Annotated in this window: 15 protein-coding genes and 2 pseudogenes; 7 read left to right on the forward strand and 10 right to left on the reverse strand. The window is 67.3% G+C overall.

What is annotated here, in order from left to right; translation table 11 throughout:
• Nucleotides 1-135: 135 nt before the first annotated feature.
• Nucleotides 136-723, reverse strand: coding sequence for an NUDIX hydrolase (locus tag C0541_RS11865; protein WP_161960028.1), 588 nt, complete (start codon nt 721-723; stop codon nt 136-138).
• A 141-nt stretch (nt 724-864) separates the two neighbouring features.
• Between C0541_RS11865 and C0541_RS21500 the strand changes: the two are divergent.
• The 7 genes and pseudogenes from C0541_RS21500 to C0541_RS11900 form a co-directional block, all read left to right on the forward strand.
• Nucleotides 865-1326 (forward strand): annotated as a pseudogene (locus C0541_RS21500) (amino acid permease); the annotation flags it as partial.
• A gap of 20 nt (nt 1327-1346) precedes the next feature.
• Nucleotides 1347-2441 (forward strand): annotated as a pseudogene (locus C0541_RS11875) (amino acid permease); the annotation flags it as partial.
• A gap of 79 nt (nt 2442-2520) precedes the next feature.
• Nucleotides 2521-3951 (forward strand): amino acid permease, encoded by a 1431-nt coding sequence (locus C0541_RS11880; protein ID WP_115048580.1) that lies wholly within the window; start codon nt 2521-2523, stop codon nt 3949-3951.
• A 623-nt stretch (nt 3952-4574) separates the two neighbouring features.
• Nucleotides 4575-5228, forward strand: a complete 654-nt coding sequence (locus C0541_RS11885) for a methylthioribulose 1-phosphate dehydratase (protein ID WP_115048582.1) — start codon at nt 4575-4577, stop codon at nt 5226-5228.
• Between the two features lie 40 nt (nt 5229-5268).
• Entirely contained in the window at nt 5269-5835 is a 567-nt protein-coding gene (locus C0541_RS11890; protein ID WP_115050280.1) for a 1,2-dihydroxy-3-keto-5-methylthiopentene dioxygenase, read from the forward strand.
• 2 nt (nt 5836-5837) lie between these two features.
• Nucleotides 5838-6536 carry an acireductone synthase gene (gene mtnC / locus C0541_RS11895; protein ID WP_115048584.1) on the forward strand — a complete coding sequence of 233 codons (699 nt, stop codon included), beginning with the start codon at nt 5838-5840 and terminating at the stop codon, nt 6534-6536.
• 322 nt (nt 6537-6858) lie between these two features.
• On the forward strand, nt 6859-7959 hold the full coding sequence (locus C0541_RS11900; RefSeq protein WP_161960029.1) for a C13 family peptidase: 1101 nt from the start codon (nt 6859-6861) through the stop codon (nt 7957-7959).
• A gap of 293 nt (nt 7960-8252) precedes the next feature.
• On the opposite strand, the gene C0541_RS11905 is transcribed toward C0541_RS11900, so the two are convergent.
• From C0541_RS11905 to hisG, 9 genes are all read right to left on the reverse strand, one after another.
• Nucleotides 8253-9839 carry a calcineurin-like phosphoesterase C-terminal domain-containing protein gene (locus tag C0541_RS11905; protein ID WP_115048588.1) on the reverse strand — a complete coding sequence of 529 codons (1587 nt, stop codon included), beginning with the start codon at nt 9837-9839 and terminating at the stop codon, nt 8253-8255.
• A 146-nt stretch (nt 9840-9985) separates the two neighbouring features.
• Nucleotides 9986-10606, reverse strand: coding sequence for a bifunctional phosphoribosyl-AMP cyclohydrolase/phosphoribosyl-ATP diphosphatase HisIE (gene hisIE, locus C0541_RS11910; RefSeq protein WP_115048590.1), 621 nt, complete (start codon nt 10604-10606; stop codon nt 9986-9988).
• Nucleotides 10596-11372: an imidazole glycerol phosphate synthase subunit HisF gene (gene hisF, locus C0541_RS11915; protein ID WP_115048592.1), complete on the reverse strand. Its 777-nt coding sequence runs from the start codon at nt 11370-11372 to the stop codon at nt 10596-10598. Before hisF ends, hisIE begins: the two co-directional genes overlap by 11 nt.
• Nucleotides 11366-12100, reverse strand: coding sequence for a 1-(5-phosphoribosyl)-5-[(5-phosphoribosylamino)methylideneamino]imidazole-4-carboxamide isomerase (gene hisA / locus C0541_RS11920; RefSeq protein WP_115048594.1), 735 nt, complete (start codon nt 12098-12100; stop codon nt 11366-11368). The genes hisF and hisA overlap by 7 nt, the downstream gene beginning before the upstream one ends.
• Nucleotides 12097-12699 (reverse strand): imidazole glycerol phosphate synthase subunit HisH, encoded by a 603-nt coding sequence (gene hisH / locus C0541_RS11925; protein WP_115048596.1) that lies wholly within the window; start codon nt 12697-12699, stop codon nt 12097-12099. The genes hisA and hisH overlap by 4 nt, the downstream gene beginning before the upstream one ends.
• A complete protein-coding gene (gene hisB / locus C0541_RS11930; protein ID WP_115048598.1) occupies nt 12696-13823 on the reverse strand; it encodes a bifunctional histidinol-phosphatase/imidazoleglycerol-phosphate dehydratase HisB in 1128 nt (375 codons plus the stop codon). The genes hisH and hisB overlap by 4 nt, the downstream gene beginning before the upstream one ends.
• Complete coding sequence (gene hisC / locus C0541_RS11935; protein ID WP_115048600.1) at nt 13820-14911, reverse strand: histidinol-phosphate transaminase; 1092 nt, start codon at nt 14909-14911, stop codon at nt 13820-13822. Before hisC ends, hisB begins: the two co-directional genes overlap by 4 nt.
• Nucleotides 14908-16203, reverse strand: a complete 1296-nt coding sequence (gene hisD, locus C0541_RS11940; RefSeq protein ID WP_115048603.1) for a histidinol dehydrogenase — start codon at nt 16201-16203, stop codon at nt 14908-14910. Before hisD ends, hisC begins: the two co-directional genes overlap by 4 nt.
• Nucleotides 16200-17114, reverse strand: coding sequence for an ATP phosphoribosyltransferase (gene hisG / locus C0541_RS11945; protein ID WP_115048605.1), 915 nt, complete (start codon nt 17112-17114; stop codon nt 16200-16202). Before hisG ends, hisD begins: the two co-directional genes overlap by 4 nt.

Here is a 17114-nt window from a genome sequence, read left to right on the forward strand (position 1 = left end):
TCCTTCCCGCTGACGCCCTTCCCCCCGCGTACTTCTTTCTCCAGCGCGCTCCCTTCTCCCGCTTGCGGGAGAAGGTGCCCGAAGGGCGGATGAGGGCGCACGCAAGGCGGATGAGGGCGCACACCCTCGGCACCCTCACACGCCCCGCGCCACCCACTTCTCGGCCATGCGCCGCATCGACGGATCCAGCTGCGGATCGGCAAGCAGCTCGGCGATCGGCCGCCACGCCAGGGCCAGTGACTCCTCGCTGACCTTGAACGCCTCGTCCGTTCCAGCCACCACCACATAGCGCGCGTCGTAATGCCAGTGCCCGGCCACCTCGCCGCGCGCGGGAATCCAGTGACGGTCCAGGTCGAAGATGGCCACATCCGCCAGGCGCAGGCCGCTCAGTCCGGATTCCTCCTGCGCCTCGCGCAGCGCGACCTGCGCCAGGTCGCGGTCGCCGTCGGCGTGCCCGCCCAGCTGCAGCCAGCGTTGCAGCTTGCGGTGGTGGGTCAGCAGCGTGCGCGCGCCATCGGCGCTGACCACCCACGCCGAGCCGGTGAAATGACCTTCGACACGCTCGCGCAGGAACGGGTTGGTGGCATCGTCCAGCAGTTGTGCGAACTGCTCGGCCAGCCCGGCTTCGTCGGGCCAGCGTGCGCGGTAGTCGGCCAGGTGCCGTTGCAGGGCTGCATCCACCATCTGTCGTTTCCGGTCGCCCGTCGCGGGCCAGGTGGCCATTATCGCCATTCATGCTGCGTACGCGCTTGTCGTGAGCGTGTAGCTTTGGCAAGGTAGGCCGCTTGCCTGTCCGTTGGGGACGCGGCGCACACCTTCGCCCGGGCGCCAGCGCCTTAGCTTTGCCACTTAGGGATGTACCGAATGCTGAAGTCTCTGTTGAGGGTCAAACCGATCGAGCCCGCTGGACACGTCGATGCGGGCGAACCGGTCGAGGGCAGCCTGAAGGGCGAAGCCACGCTGCAACGGACCCTCACCGCCAAGCACCTGATCATGCTCGGCATCGGCGCGGTCATCGGCGCCGGCATCTTCGTGTTGACCGGCCAGGCCGCTGCCAACCATGCCGGCCCGGCGGTGATGCTGTCGTTCGTGTTCGCCGGCATCGCCTGCGCCTTCGCCGGCCTGTGCTACGCCGAGTTCGCCGCGATGATGCCGGTCTCCGGCAGCGCCTACTCGTATTCATATGCCACGCTCGGCGAAGGCATCGCCTGGTTCATCGGCTGGTGCCTGGTGCTGGAGTACCTGTTCGCCGGCTCCAGCGTCGCGGTGGGCTGGTCGGCCTACCTCATCAGCTTCCTGACCGGCACGCTCGGGCTGCCGTTTCCCGCGGAACTGGCGGGGGGGGNCTGTTCGCCGGCTCCAGCGTCGCGGTGGGCTGGTCGGCCTACCTCATCAGCTTCCTGACCGGCACGCTCGGGCTGCCGTTTCCCGCGGAACTGGCGGGTGCGCCCCTGGCCTGGGACGGCCACGGCTTTGTCAGCTCCGGCAACCTCGTCAACCTGCCGGCGGTGCTGATCGTCGCGGCAGTGAGCATGCTGTGCTACGTGGGCGTCACCCAGTCGGCATTTGCCAATGCGATCGTGGTGGCAATCAAGGTGGTGGTGATCTGCCTGTTCGTCGGCTTCGGCATCGCCTATATCGACCCGGCCAACTGGCACCCCTTCATCCCGGAAAACACCGGCCCTGGCCAGTTCGGCTGGGACGGGGTGTTCCGTGCGGCGTCGATCGTGTTCTTCTCCTACATCGGCTTCGACGCGGTCTCCACTTCCGCCGGCGAGACCAAGGATCCGCAGAAGAACATGCCGATCGGCATCCTGGTGTCGCTGGCGATCTGCACGGTGATCTACATCATCGTCTGCGCAGTGCTGACCGGCCTGCTGCCCTACACCCAGCTCGGCACCGCCAAGCCGGTGGCCACCGCGCTGGAAGCGCACCCGCAGTTGACCTGGCTCAAGACCGCGGTGGAGATCGGTGCGATCGCCGGCCTGTCCTCGGTGGTGCTGGTGATGCTGATGGCGCAGCCGCGCATCTTCTACACCATGGCCAAGGACGGGTTGATGCCCAGACTGTTCGGCAAGGTGCATCCGAAGTTCCACACGCCCTATGTCGGCACGATCTTCGTTGGCGTGGTCGCGGCGCTGCTGGCCGGAGTGATCCCGTTGAACGTGCTGGGCGAACTGGTGTCGATGGGCACCCTGCTCGCCTTCGCCACCGTGTGCGCCGGAGTCATGGTGCTGCGTTTCACCAAGCCGGACCTGCCGCGCCCGTTCCGGGTGCCGTTGGCGATGGTGATCTGCCCGCTGGGCGCGCTGGCCTGCCTGTTCCTGTTCTTCCAGGCCTTCCAGGAACACTGGAAGGTGTTCGTGGGCTGGACCGTGATCGGCCTGTTCATCTATTTCGGTTACGGCATTCGCCATAGCCGGCTGGCCCGCAGGGTTTGACTGCGAGTCCCTCGCAAGCGTCCGCACATCTCGCACACGCCCGCACCGCCATGTGCAGGGATTCAACAGGAACCGCTGCATGTTCAAGCAACTCTGGGCCACCAAACACCCGCACGCCAGCCATGAGGCGGCCGACGGGCTGGGCCTGCAACGCGCGCTCGGCCCCTGGGGGCTGACCGCCCTGGGCATCGGCGCGGTGATCGGCGGCGGCATCTTCGTCATCACCGGCCAGGCGGCGGCCGACCATGCCGGTCCGGCGATCATGCTGTCGTTCGTGCTGGCCGCGGTGTGCTGCGCGTTCTGCGCGATGGCCTACGCCGAATTCGCCGCGATGGTGCCGGTGTCCGGCAGCGCCTACACCTACACCTACGCCACCTTCGGCGAGCTGGCGGCCTGGTTCATCGGCTGGATGCTGGTACTGGAATATGGCGTCTCCGCTTCGGCGGTGGCAGTCAGCTGGACCGGCTACTTCCTCAGCCTGTTGGAACATTTCGACATCCATCTGCCGGCCGCACTGGTCAGCGCGCCGCTGGACGGCAAGCTGCAGCGCACCGGCGCGATCGCCAACCTGCCCGCCGCCGGTATCGTGCTGCTGCTGACCTGGCTGTGCTACGTGGGCATCCGCAAGTCATCGGCGATGAACATGGCGATGGTGATCCTCAAGACCGGCTTGATCCTGCTGGTGATCGCGGTGGGCTGGAAATACGTCGATACCGCCAACTGGCACCCGTTCATCCCGGCCAACGAAGGCCCGGGCAAGTACGGCATGGAAGGCGTGCTGCGCGGCGCGGCGATGGTGTTCTTCGCCTACATCGGCTTCGAGGCGGTGTCGGTGGCGGCGCAGGAATCGCACCGCCCGCAACGCGATCTGCCGATCGGCATGATCCTGTCGCTGGTCATCTGCACCGTGCTCTACATCGCGATGGCGGCAGTGATGACCGGCCTGGTGCCCTACACCCTGCTCGGTACCGACGAGCCGGTGGTGACCGCGGTGGCGGCGCATCCGCAGCTGGCCTGGCTGCGCGTGGTGGTGGAAGTGGGCGCGCTGATCGGGCTGTCGTCGGTGGTGCTGGTGATGATCATCGGCCAGCCGCGCATCTTCATGATCATCGCGCGCGACGGGCTGCTGCCGTCGATCTTCACCCGCATCCATCCCAAGTACCGCACCCCGCACGTCAATACCGTGATCACCGGCGTGGGCATTGCGCTGCTGGCGGCGGTGTTCCCACTGGATGTGCTGGGCGAACTGACCTCGATGGGCACGCTGATCGCGTTCGCCTCGGTCTGCGCCGGCGTGCTGATCCTGCGCCGTACCCATCCGGAACTGCCGCGTCCGTTCCGCATGCCGGCAGCCTGGCTGATCTGCAGCGCCGGCGTGCTGAGCTGCCTGGCGCTGCTGTCGGCGATGACCCTGCACAACTGGATGTTGATGGGCCTGTGGACGCTGGTCGGGCTGGTGGTCTACTTCGGCTACGGCTACCGCCACAGCCGCCTGCGCGACGGTCGCTGAGCGCGCGCGCCAGCAGCCACTGAAAGAACGACCGCCCGCCGATGTATGGCAGAGCGGGTGACAGTCTTCGGCTGCTGGGCGGCTGATCTGTGACCTGGTTGCAGGGCCCTGATCTGCTGATCTGCAACTTGGCTGCAGGGCCCTGATCTGCAACTTGGCTGCAGGGCCCTTGCCCGCCCACCATCGCGGGACACGCCGTGAATCCGTCCATGGAGGCTCCGGCGCGGCATCCATGCCGCTCAGGGTCCCGCGACGGTGAGCGGGCAAGGACCCGTCGAGATGGTCGGTGCGCATGGAAGAGCAGTGCTGGGTGCGCGTTGTTCGATCATGACGTATCGGCTCGATGTCTGATGCACACAGCACAACAGACAGCTTCTTAGATGAGCGCCGACCAACTCTCTGGTGCGGTGTCCTCGCCGGTTGCGGGACCGCGTGGCGGCATGGATGCCGCCACCGAGCCCCCCCAGGGACGGGTTCACGGCGTGTCCCGCAAGCGGTGAGGGCACCGCGCCCTCGACCGACCCAGCGTTTGATTTGTTAGCCATTCGCGACCCGGGCGTGGCAGCCACAAACCCTGCTGCGCTGCACCTGACCGTAATCCGGCGGGGCAGTAGAATAGGTCCATGAATGCGACCACTGCCCCCCTGCCCTATAGCGCCGCGCGTCTGCACGAGCTGGCGCACCTGCTGATCGGCAATATCCGCGAGCTGGCCCAGGCCGGCTGGACGCCGGCTACCAGCAGCAATTTCTCCCATCGCCTGGATGAGCAGCACGCCGCGATCACCGTGTCCGGCCGCGACAAGGGCCGCCTGGTCGAGGAAGACATCATGGTGGTGGACTTCGATGGCCTGGCTGTCGGCCGTCCGTTGCGCCCGTCCGCGGAAACGCTGCTGCACACCCAGCTGTATCGCCGCTTCCCGGAGATCGGCTGCGTGCTGCACACGCATTCTCCGGTGCAGACCATCGCCTCGCGGCTGTATGCCGGCGCCGGCGTGATCCGGCTGGAAGGCTATGAGCTGTTGAAAGCCTTCGAGGGCAACACCACCCATGAAACGGCAGTGGACGTGCCGGTGTTCGCCAATACCCAGGACATGCAGGTGCTGGCCGCGCAGGTGGAGGCCTTGCTGGACAAACAGAGCCTGTGGGGGTATCTCATCGAAGGACACGGTCTGTATGCCTGGGGCCGCAACATGGCCGAGGCACGCCGTCACCTGGAGGCCTTCGAATTCCTGCTGCATTGCGAACTCGAGCTGCTGAAGCTGCGCGGCCCGCGCTGAGTCCTCGCCACCTCCCCCTTCCCTTGTGAGCCAGATCGCCATGAGCCGACTGCGTATCTTCGCCGACACCAATCCCGACACCCCGGAATTCGACAGCCGCGACGGCGATGCCATCGCCGCCGAGCTGACCAAGATCGGCGTGACCTTCGAGCGCTGGCACGCCAGCCAGCCGGTCGAGCCCGGCGCAACGCCCGAGCAGGTCATGGATGCCTATCGCGTCGACATCGACCGCATCAGTGCCGAGCGCGGCTTCAAGACCGTGGACGTGGTCAGCATCGCGCCGGACAACCCCAAGCGCGAGGAGATGCGCGCCAAGTTCCTCGACGAGCACTTCCACAAGGAAGACGAGGTGCGTTTCTTCGTGGCCGGCTCGGGCCTGTTCACGCTGCACGTGGACGCCAAGGTCTACGAGATCGAATGCGTGAAGGACGACCTGATCGCCGTGCCCGACAGCACCCTGCACTGGTTCGACATGGGGCCGGAGCCGCACTTCGTGGCGATCCGCTTCTTCACCGAGCCCGATGGCTGGGTCGGCCACTTCACCGGCACCGAAATCGCCCGACAATTCCCCCGCTACGCCCCCGAGAAACCTCACAAGGCCAGCTGACGATGACACGACCGCAAGCGATCCTCACCGATATCGAAGGTACGACCAGCAGCATCTCGTTCGTCAAGGACGTGTTGTTTCCGTATGCGCGCCGCGCCATGCCGGCCTACGTGCGCGAGCACGGCGGCCATCCACAGGTGCGGCACTGGCTCAACCAGGTGGCCGACGAAATCGGCGAGGACGTGCCGGACGAGGTCCTGGTCAGCACCCTGCAGACCTGGATCGACGAGGACCGCAAGCACACCGCACTCAAGGCGCTGCAGGGGATGATCTGGGGCGACGGCTACAAGACCGCCGACTTCACTGCGCACATCTACGCCGATGCGGCAATCCAGCTGCAGGCCTGGCATGCGGCCGGCATTCCGCTGTACGTGTATTCGTCCGGCTCGGTGCCGGCGCAGAAGCTGTTCTTCGCGCATAGCGATGCCGGCGACCTGAGCGGCCTGGTCAGCGACTGGTTCGATACCGAAGTCGGCCCCAAGCGCGAGAGTGCCAGCTACCGCCGCATCGCCGAACGCATCGGCGTACCGCCGGGCGAGATCCTGTTCCTGTCGGACGTGATTGAAGAGCTGGACGCGGCCAAGCGTGCCGGCCTGCGTACCGCGCTGCTGGACCGGCTGGAGGACTATCCAGCGCCACGTTCGGCCGACGAGATCGGCAGCCACCAGCGCGTGGAGAGTTTTACCGAGCTGGCGCTGTAAGCACGCTCGATTAGTCGGCTGCGCTCTCCTTCGGGTCAGCGCAGCCGTTGTCTGGTGCTGCGCACGCTGCGGATAGGTGACGGTTCAAGCGCGCCATCCGCGCCTGCCTGATGGCAGGCGCGCGCCGCCTTTTGCCGGCTCGGGTCGGCCGGCCTCGCCGATGCGGATTGGCGAGGCCCGGCGTGAAAGGCCTGCTGCACGGAACGTAGCCTGCAAGATGTGCGTGAAGCACAGCGATGGACGTTGTGCCGCGTCACCGCCTGCGTTGCAATCATGGCGCCCAGGCGCTCCACCCGTCCCTCCCAGACCTCGGCGTTTTTCCATGTCGCTGCATTCCACCTTCGGACCGAACGCCTTGCTGCGGCGACTCTCAGTGTTGACCGTCATCGTGGCCGTGATGGCCGGCTGTCATCCCGATGCCGGTGCCGCATTGCCGAGCCAGGCGGCGGCGAGCAAGGACGAGGTCGATCCGGTCGACCACGCTGCGCTTGCGCAGGCCTTGAACGCGCTGCAGCCGCAGCGTCCCGGCGTGACCGATCTGTATGTGGTCGGCTTCGCTGGCGATGCCAGCGACGATGTGTTCCGCAACGAAACGCGCTACCTCAGGCAGCTGTTCGAACAGCGCTTCGATGCGCGCGGCCGCGTGGTCACGTTGGTCAACAACCCGGACAACCTGGGCGAGCAGCCGTACGCGCCGCTGGCGACCTACGACAACCTCTACGACACGCTTGCGGCGGTCGGCAGGCGCATGGATCGCAAGGAAGACGCGCTGCTGCTGTTCGTCACCACCCATGGCACCGAAGACCACACGCTGTACGTGCAGGTCGACCAGAACGAAGAGGATTTCATCAGCCCGCAGGACCTGCGCCAGGCGCTGGACGATGCCGGCATCGTCAATCGCATCATCGTGTTGTCGGCGTGCTATTCGGGTGGTTTCATCCCCGCACTGCGCTCGCCGGACACGCTGGTCCTCACTGCTGCGCGTGCGGACCGGCCTTCGTTCGGCTGCGGCAACACCTCCAATGCGACCTACTTCGGCCAGGCCTGGTTGATCGATGCGATGAACCGCAGCGATGACCCGTTGGCAGCGTTCGCCATCGCCAGAACGGCGATCACTGCGCGTGAGAAACAGGACGGCGAATTGTCGTCGTTGCCGCAGCAGTCGCTCGGCAGGCGCATCGCGCCGGTGCTGGCACGCTGGCGTGCGGGCCTGCATGCAGGCCCGGCGGTGGCCTATCCATATCCGCCGCTGGATGCCGTGCCGGAAGCCGGGCAAGACCGCGTTCCACAAAGCGATTCCGATATGAAACCACTACATAGCCCGACGAACGCCAAGGCGCCGGCCGCTCCCACCCGTCCGCTGCCCGTGCCCATGCCAGTGCCCATGCCAGCGCCGGCGCCGCCGACAACGACACCCCGATAACCCGATAACCCGATAACCCGATAACCCTCACGCACTGAGACTAATTCTCATTTCGTCAGCGCTTGCGCAGCCTCGCTACACTCGCCCGGCCAGCCAGCGCACGCCAGCCAGCATCGATCCCCGCCAGCGCGCCACCGCCTGCCAGCCCGGATCCCAGAACGCCTCCCTCGTGGAGGCGTTTGTGTTTCTGCCGCCATGGAGTCAGCCGCGCATCCAGCCCACAACGCTCCCGTAGGAGCGCATTCATGCGCGAAGGGCCCTACACACACACCCGCGCAGCGCTGTCCTGTTCCTCAGGGATCGGCGCGCTGCAGGCGATACACCGTGCGTGCGCTGTACTGACCGGTCGGCAGCGACGCGCGCACGTCCACCTGGTGCTCGCCCACCTCCAGCGTGGTCGGCAGCGCGCCACGCCACAGGTGCGTGGACGGCGTAGCCTCGGGTGAGCGGTCGTAGCCGCGCAACTGCTCGGCCGCATCGTCGCGCACGTTCTCGGCCAGCAGGCGCGGATCGGCGCGCTCCACCCGCTTCATCGGCTGCCATGCGCCATTGTCGATGCGCATCTCGACGAGGGTATCGTCCCGGCCCATGAACACATTGGCGTAGATGCCCCAGGCCGCATACGCACCCTGGCGCAGCACCTTGGGCGCGTGCAGCAGCAACTGCGTGTCATCGGCCGCGCGCGCGACGTGATAGGCCAGCGTGTAGTCGCCACCGGGGGCCACCTGCAGCACCGCGTAGCCGTTGGGCGTGCCGTCGCTCATCGTCGCGTCGGGAATGCCGGCGGCGTCCTTGGCACCGGACCAGAACGCACCGCAGGCCGCGCCGACGTTGTATTCGTGCAGCGGGCGGGCGCCCTGCCAACCTTCGTCGGCGCCGTGATCGACCTGTCGCTGGGTATGGCTATGCGCGCTCAGCACCAGCACATGCGGGAAATCCTTCAGCAAGGCGAACAGGCGGCGGCGATCGGCATGCCGGAAGGTCTCCTGCCCCGGCGCCGCGTCGAACAACGGAATATGCATGCCCAGCACCAGCAGCCGCTCGCGCGGCAGCTGCGCCAGATAGGCCTGCAGGAACGCGAACTGGTCCTCACGCAGGCCGCCGACATAGGCCGGTTTGCCGCCTGGCGTATAGATCACATCGTCCAGGAACACGAAGCTGGCGTTGGCCTCTTCCACCGCGTAGGTGTCCGGGCCGTAGACAGCACGCCAGCTGTCCAGCGACTGCACATCGTCGCCCGCGTCGAAGTTGAGATCGTGATTGCCCGGCACATGGAACCACGGCACGCCCAGCTGGGTGGTGACCTTGTTCAGGGCCGGGTACAGGCTCAGATCGTCGCTGACGATATCGCCCAGCGTGGTGCCCAGCCGGGCCGGGGTCTTGCCGACGATCGGCGCGACGATATCGCGCTGGTAATACCCCACGTCGGTCAGGCTGGCGGTCTGGCTGTCGGCGAACACCAGCATCTGGAACCCATCCTTGCCGGCGCTGGCGCGCGGGGTCAGCGCGAAATCCCAGTGCCGGGTGGTGCGCCCGGTGGCGGCGATGCCTGGGTACTTGCGCTTGGCCGATCCCGTGGGTGCGTAGTGCCGCCAGAAACCCGGCAGTCCGTCCGCGCTTGGCAAAAAGCTGCGCTCGCCCGGCTTGATCACGAACACCGTCTGCCCGTCGCGTACCGGCAGGCGGTAGCGGCCTTGCGCGTCGGTGCGCACCAGCTGCGCGCCGTTGGAGACGGTCACGTCGCCGATGCCCGGCTCGCCGGCGCTGCGTCCGGCACGCCCGTCGCGCTCTTCGTAGACGATGCCATCGACGATGGCGTCACGTGCGTGCGCGCTCCCCGCGAGCACACCCAAAGCCAACAGAGCGAAGCGAAGCTGCATGCGTTTTCCCGCGCAAAGACCAGCGGAAATTGTACCTGCCACGGCCAAGCACACAGCACGCCCCCCTCATCGTAGGAGCGCACCCGGGCGCGACGGGCATTACCGGTAAAGCCCGTCGCGCCCGGGTGCGCTCCTACGGGGTGATGCTATTGGTGGCGCGACTCCAGCAGCGCCACCGCATCGGCCAGGCCCAGGCCGCGCGCACGCAACAGCACGATCAGGTGGTAGAGCAGGTCGGCCGACTCACCGAGCAACTCGGCATCGCCCTGCACCACGCCGGCCAGCGCGGTTTCCACGCCCTCCTCGCCCACCTTCTGCGCGATGCGGCGGATGCCCTGCTCGAACAGCCTGGTGGTGTAGCTGCCGTGCGGGCGCTCCTGCTCGCGCGTGGCGATCAAGGCATCCAGGCTGCCGAGGAACTGGCCGGGCGCGGTGGGGAAACAGCTGGTGCGGCCAAGATGGCAGGTCGGCCCATGCGGGCGCGCCTGCACCAGCAGCGTGTCGGCATCGCAATCGGTCTGGATCGACACCACCCTCAACACATTGCCCGAGCTCTCGCCCTTGGTCCACAGGCGCTGCTTGCTGCGGCTGAAGAAGGTGACTTCGCCGCGTTGCTGCGTCACGGCCAGCGCTTCGGCATTCATGTAGCCCAGCATCAGCACGCGCAGGTTGTCGGCGTCCTGCACGACCACCGGCAACAAGCCATCGCCCTTGCTCCAGTCCAGTGTTGCGAGCGCATCGCCCGCTGCCGTCTCGTTACTGCCCATCACGTACCTCGATCTGTTGCGCGCGCAGGAATTGCTTGAGTTCCGGGATCGGAATCGCGCCGCTGTGGAACACGCTTGCCGCCAGCGCGCCATCGACATCGGCCTGGTCGAACACGTCGGCAAAATGCTGCATGTCGCCCGCACCGCCGGAGGCAATCAACGGCACGTGGCACAGCGCACGCACCTGGCGCAGCTGCGCGATGTCGTAGCCGCGCCGCACGCCGTCGTTGTCCATGCAGTTGAGCACGATCTCGCCGGCGCCCAGGCGCTGCGCCTCGGCCACCCAGTCCAGCGTGCGCATCGGCAGGGCCTGGGTCTTGCTCGGATCGCCGGTGTAGCGGCGCACACGCCACTGCCCATCGTCCTCGCGGATCGAATCGATGCCGACCACCACGCATTGCACGCCGAAGGCATCGGCCAGTTCGGAGATCAGCTGCGGCCTGCCGAGCGCCGGCGAGTTGATCGAAATCTTGTCGGCACCGGCATGCAGCACCGCGCGCGCGGTTTCCACATCGCCAATGCCGCCGGCCACGCAGAACGGGATATCGATCAGCCGCGCGACCCGCTCGACCCAGGTGTAATCGACCGAGCGCCCTTCCGGGCTGGCACCGATGTCGTAGAACACCAGTTCGTCTGCGCCCTGGTCGCGGTAGCGCAGCGCCAGTTCGACGATGTCGCCCATGTCGATGTGGTCGCGGAACTTGACGCCCTTGACCACGCGCCCGTCGCGCACGTCCAGGCAGGGAATGATGCGGCGGCTCAGCATGCCAGTGCCTCCTTCAACGCCAGATGCCCTTCCAGCAAGGCCTTGCCGAGCACGATGCCGGCGCAGCCGGCAGCCTTGGCGGCAGCGACATCGGCCAGGTTGCGCGCGCCGCCGGACACCTGCACCTGCAGCTGCGGCGCCAGCATGCGCAAGTGCGCGTACAAATCCATGTTTGGGCCGGACAGCATGCCGTCGCGGGCGATGTCGGTGCACAGCAGATGTTGCAGCCCGGCCTGCGCGTAACGTACGGCCAGCTGATCCAGCGTGGCGTCGGCCGCTTCGGTCCAGCCGTGCACCGGCAACTGCCATACGCCGTCGGCGTCCTGGCGCGTGTCCAGCGCGATGGTCAGCCGATCGGCGCCGAATTCCTGCAGCCAGCCGATGACGGTATCGGCCTGGCGCACCGCCAACGAGCCGATCACCACGCGTGCGGCGCCGGCATCGAGGATGCGTGCCACGTCCTCGCGTGAGCGCACGCCACCGCCGGTCTGCACCTGCAAGCCGGTGGCACGGGCGATCTCGCCGAGCGTGCTCGCCAGCGTATAACCGCCGGCCTTTGCCGCATCCAGATCGACCAGATGCATCCACTGCGCGCCGGCATCGGCAAATGCCTGCGCGCGTGGCAGCACATCGTCGCCGTACTGCGTCTCGCGCGCGTAGTCGCCTTGCAGCAAGCGCACCACGCGGCCATTGCGGATATCCAGCGCCGGGTAAACGGTGAAACTCATGGGAAGCTCATCTCAAGAAAATTGCGCAGGATGCGTGCACCGGTCTCGGCCGAACGCTCGGGGTGGAACTGCGCGCCGCAGCGCAGGCCTTGCTGCACCACTGCGGTGAACAGACCGCCGTGGTCGCAGGCGGCCACGGTGTCGGCCGTTACCGGCGCGGCATACCCATGCACGAAATAGGCACTGGCGCGCTCCGGCAAGCCGGCCAGCAACGCGGAGTCGCGCATCGGCACCAGCTGGTTCCAGCCCATATGCGGCACGCGAATGCCGAGCGCAGGCGTCATGTGCCGCACGATGCCCGGCAGCACGCCCAGGCAATCGACATTGCCTTCTTCGGAATGTTCGAACAGCAGTTGCATGCCCAGGCAGATGCCGATCAGCGGCACCTGCAGGTGTCGCAACGGCTCGACCAGGCCCTGTGCGCGCAGGCGCGCCATCGCTTCGGGTGCGGCGCCGACGCCAGGCAGGATCACCCGCTGCGCCCCCTGCAGCCCGTCTGCATCGCGTACCAGGCGCGCTTCCACGCCCAGCCGTTCCAATGCGTAGCGCACCGAGCCCAGATTGGCGCCGCCGGCATCGATCAACGCGACATCGGTCATAGCGCACCCTTGGTGGTGGGCAACGCAGTGCCTTCGCGACGGATCGCCTGGCGCAGCGCACGCGCCAGGGCCTTGAAGCAGGCCTCGACCTTGTGGTGGTCGTTCTCGCCACGCACGCTCAGGTGCAGGTTCAAACCGGAGGCATCGCAGATCGAGCGGAAGAAATGCGGCACCAGCTCGGTCGGCATGTCGCCGACACGTTCGCGCTTGAACTCGCCTTCGAACACGAAGTACGGCCGTCCGCTGAAATCCAGCGCGGCGCTGGCGATGGTTTCGTCCATCGGCAACGTGAAGCCATGCCGGGCGGTGTCGCCGGCCACGCGCCACGGGCTGTCGTCGGGATCGAAGCCGTAACGGCCGATGCCGCGCTTGTCGCCCAGCGCTTCGCGCAAGGCCTGGCCCAGCGCCAGACCGGTGTCTTCGATGGTGTGATGCTCGTCGATATGCAGATCGCCCTCGGCACGGATATCCAGCGCAAAGCCACCGTGCTTGCCGATCTGTTCCAGCATGTGGTCGAAGAACGGCAGGCCGGTGGCGGTCTTCGGTTCGGCCACGCGATCCAGATCCAGTTCGACGCGGATTTTGGTTTCCTTGGTGTTGCGCTGGACCACCGCACGCCGTGGCGCATCGGCCAGCTCGTGCGCAATGCCTGGCCAGTCCCACTCGCCGCCGAATTCGTCGGTGCGCAGCTGGAAACCGCGGATATTGAGGTTCTGCGCGAACTGGATGTCGGTGATGCGGTCGCCCACCATGGCCGAGCGTGCCCAGTCGATCGTGCGGTCCTGCAGGTAAGGCACCATCAGGCCGACACCGGGTTTGCGCGTGGGCGCGTTGTCGGCCGGCCAGCTGCAGTCGATCAACACCTCGCGGAACACGATGCCCTGGCTGGCGAAGATCTGCAGCATCAGGTTGTTCGGGCCATCGAAGGACGCGCGCGGATAGCTCTCGCTGCCCAGGCCATCCTGGTTGCTGACGATGACGAACTGATAGCCGGCGTCGCGCAGCTTGAGCATCGCCGGAATCACATTGTCGACCAGGCGCAGTTTTTCGTAGGCGTCGATCTGGTAATCGGCCGGCTCGGTGATCAGCGTGCCGTCGCGGTCGACGAAGAGAATCGGGGTCATGCAGCGGCCTCCTGCGTGCGTTGCAGCGCGCTCAGCACGCGCGCGTTCTGGTCGGGCGTGCCCAGGGTGATGCGCAGGGCATCGGACAGCTGCGGCACCGCGCGTTGATCGCGCACCACCACGCCGGCCTCCAGCAGCGCCTGGAATGCGGCTTCGGCATCGTCGAAACGCACCAGCAGGAAGTTGCCCTGCGAGGGATACACCTGACGCACGCCGGCCAGCTGTTCGAGCGCGGCATGTACGCGCGTGCGCTCGCTGCGCACCTCGGCGATGCGCCGGCGCGTGACCTCCAGCGCCGGCGCAGACAGGGCCTGCTCGGCCATGGTTGCACATGGCGTCGGCACCGGATACGGCGCCTGGCAGCGCCGCAGCAGCGCGATCAGCTCGGCGCTGGCGATCAGGCTGCCGATGCGTGCCGCTGCCAGCGCATGCGCCTTGGACAAGGTGCGCAACACCGCCAGATTGTCGTAGCGCACAAGCAGGCTCGCAGCCGACGGCACATCGGAGAATTCGCCATAGGCTTCGTCGACGACCACCAGCGCCTTGCCCTGCAAAGCCTGCAGGGCGGTTTCGATCTCGTCCAGGGCAATCGCCGAGCCGGCCGGGTTGGACGGCGAGCACAGGAACACCAGCTTGGCCTGCGAGCTCAGCGCTGCTTCGACGATCGCCGGGATATCCGCGTGGAAACCGTCCGGTCCATCCACCAGCGGCACCTCGACCAGGGGGGCGTTCTGCAGGCGCGCGCAGACCGCGTACATGCCGAACACCGGCGGGGTCACCACCACCGCATCGCGCCCGGGCACGCACAGGCCACGCACCAGCAGGTCGATTGCCTCGTCGCTGCCACGGCCGATCAGCAGTTGCTCTGGCGCGCAGCCATACAGCCCCGCCAATGCAGCGCGCAGACCCTTGGGCTGCGGATCCGGGTAGCGCCGCGTGCTGCCGTCGGGATCGGCCGGGTTGCCCCAGGCCGATTCGTTGGCGTTGAGCCAGACATCGCCCTGCAAGGCGCTGGTGCGTGCCGACGAATAGCCGGCAAATGCACGCAGGTCTTCGCGCACCAGTTCCAGAATCGATGGCGTACTCATGCCGCCACTCCCATGCGCAATGCCACGGCATTGGCGTGCGCATCCAGGCCTTCGGCGCGCGCCAGGATCAGCGCGCATGCGCCGATGCCGTCGATGCCGGCCTTGCTGGCGGCCTGCACGCTGACCATGTTCTGGAAGCTGGCCACGCTCACCCCGCTGTAGGCGCGCGCCGCGCCGCTGGTCGGCAACACGTGGTTGGTGCCGCTGCAGTAATCGCCCAGCGCTTCGGGCGTGTAGTCGCCGAGAAACACCGAGCCGGCCGCTTCGACCTGGCCCAGCCACGCACGCGGCTCGCGCAGCGCGAGGATCAGGTGCTCCGGTGCATAGCGATTGCTGATCGCAAACGCCTCGTCCAGCGCCTGCACCTTGATCAGCCGCGACTGCGCCAGCGCCTGACGGGCGATATCGGCACGCGACAGCTGCGCCAACTGGGTGTCGAGTTCCACCTGCACCGCCGCGATCAGCGCCTCGCTGTCGGACAGCAGCAGCACCTGCGAATCCGGGCCGTGCTCCGCCTGCGATAAAAGATCGGCTGCCACGAAAGCCGGCTGCGCACCGGCATCGGCGATCACCAGCACTTCGGACGGGCCGGCCGGCATGTCGATCGCCGCCGCCCCGGACTGCGCCACCTGCTGCTTGGCCTCGGTGACGAAGCTGTTGCCCGGGCCGAACAGCTTGTCGCAGCTCGGCACCGAATCGGTGCCATACGCCATCGCCGCAATCGCCTGCGCACCGCCGAGCTTGAACACGCGGCGCACACCGGTCAGCTGCGCGGCGACCAGCACCGCCGGATCGACGCTGCCGTCCTTGCGCGGCGGCGTGCACAGCACCACTTCGCGGCACCCGGCCAGACGCGCCGGCACGCCGAGCATCAACGCGGTCGACGGCAACGGCGCACTGCCGGCCGGCACGTACAGGCCGACCCGGCCGATCGGCCGCACGATCTTTTCGCACACCACGCCCGGCGCGGTCTCCACCGCATAGCCCTCGCTCATGCCCGCGCGGTGGAAGGTGTCGATGCGCGCCACCGCATCCTGCATGGCCTGACGCAGTTCCGGCGCCACCGCCGCTTCGGCGGCGGCGAATTCGGCCTCGCTCACGGCGAAGCTGTCCAGTGCCACGCCATCGAAACGCGCGGTGATCTCGCGCAAGGCGGCATCGCCGCGTGCGCGCACATCGGTAATCAATGCAGCCACCGCATCGCGCGTCTGCGTGGCCACGGTCTGCACCGGGCGAGTCAATGCCTGCGTGCGCGCTGCGGCGTCCAGTTGCGACCAATCGAGAATATTCATGCCAGCGAGCGCTCCACCGTCAACACCATCAGACCTTGCGCACCTGCGCGTTCGAGTTCTTCCAAGCGTTGCCAGGTCACCGCACCGTGGCACATGGTCTGCAGGCGCAACGCGCCGTTGCCGTCGTCGGGCAGCTGTACCAGCGGCTCGGCATCGGGCAGCAGGCGGCGCAGCGCATCCACGGCGTCCTGCTCGGCGCGGAACATCAGCAGCTTGCTGTCGCGCAGCTTGAGCACGCCGTCCATGCGCCGCAGCAGCATCGCCAGCAGCGCGGCGCGCGCATCGGCCGGCTCGCGCACCGCACCGGCCAGCACCGCTTCGCTCTTCATCACCAGTTCCACCGGCTTGAGCTGGTTGGCAGCCAGGGTGGCGCCGCTGGAGACCAGATCGCAGATCAGATCGGCGGTGCCCAGGCGCGGGGCGATTTCCACCGAGCCGGACAATTCCACCACTGCCGCATCGATGCCCTGGCGCTCGAGCCAGTCGGCCAGGATCGCCGGGTAGCTGGTGGCGATCCGCTTGCCGGCCAGTTGCGCCACGCCCTGCCAGTCCCACTCTTCCGGCACCGCCAGCATCAGCCGGCACTGGCCGAAACCGACCCCGCGCACCGCGTGATACGCGGCCGGCAGGCCGTTGCGGCGGCGCTCGGACGCCTGCTCCTCGAGTTCGTTCTGGCCGACGATGCCCAGGTCGCAGACGCCATCGGCGATCAGCCCGGGGATGTCGTCGTCGCGCACCAGCAGCAGGTCCACCGGCAGCGATTCGCCGTAGCAGAACAGCTTGTCGCGGCTCTGCCGCCAGCTCAGCCCGCAGGCCGCCAGCAGGCTGCGCGCCGGTTCGGCCAGGCGGCCACTCTTCTGGATGGCGATACGCAACCGGTCACGTGCCGGTGCTGCCGTGGAAGCACTCAT

The sequence above is a fragment of the Xanthomonas arboricola genome (genome assembly GCF_003353015.1).
In the GTDB taxonomy this organism is placed as follows: domain Bacteria; phylum Pseudomonadota; class Gammaproteobacteria; order Xanthomonadales; family Xanthomonadaceae; genus Xanthomonas; species Xanthomonas arboricola_E.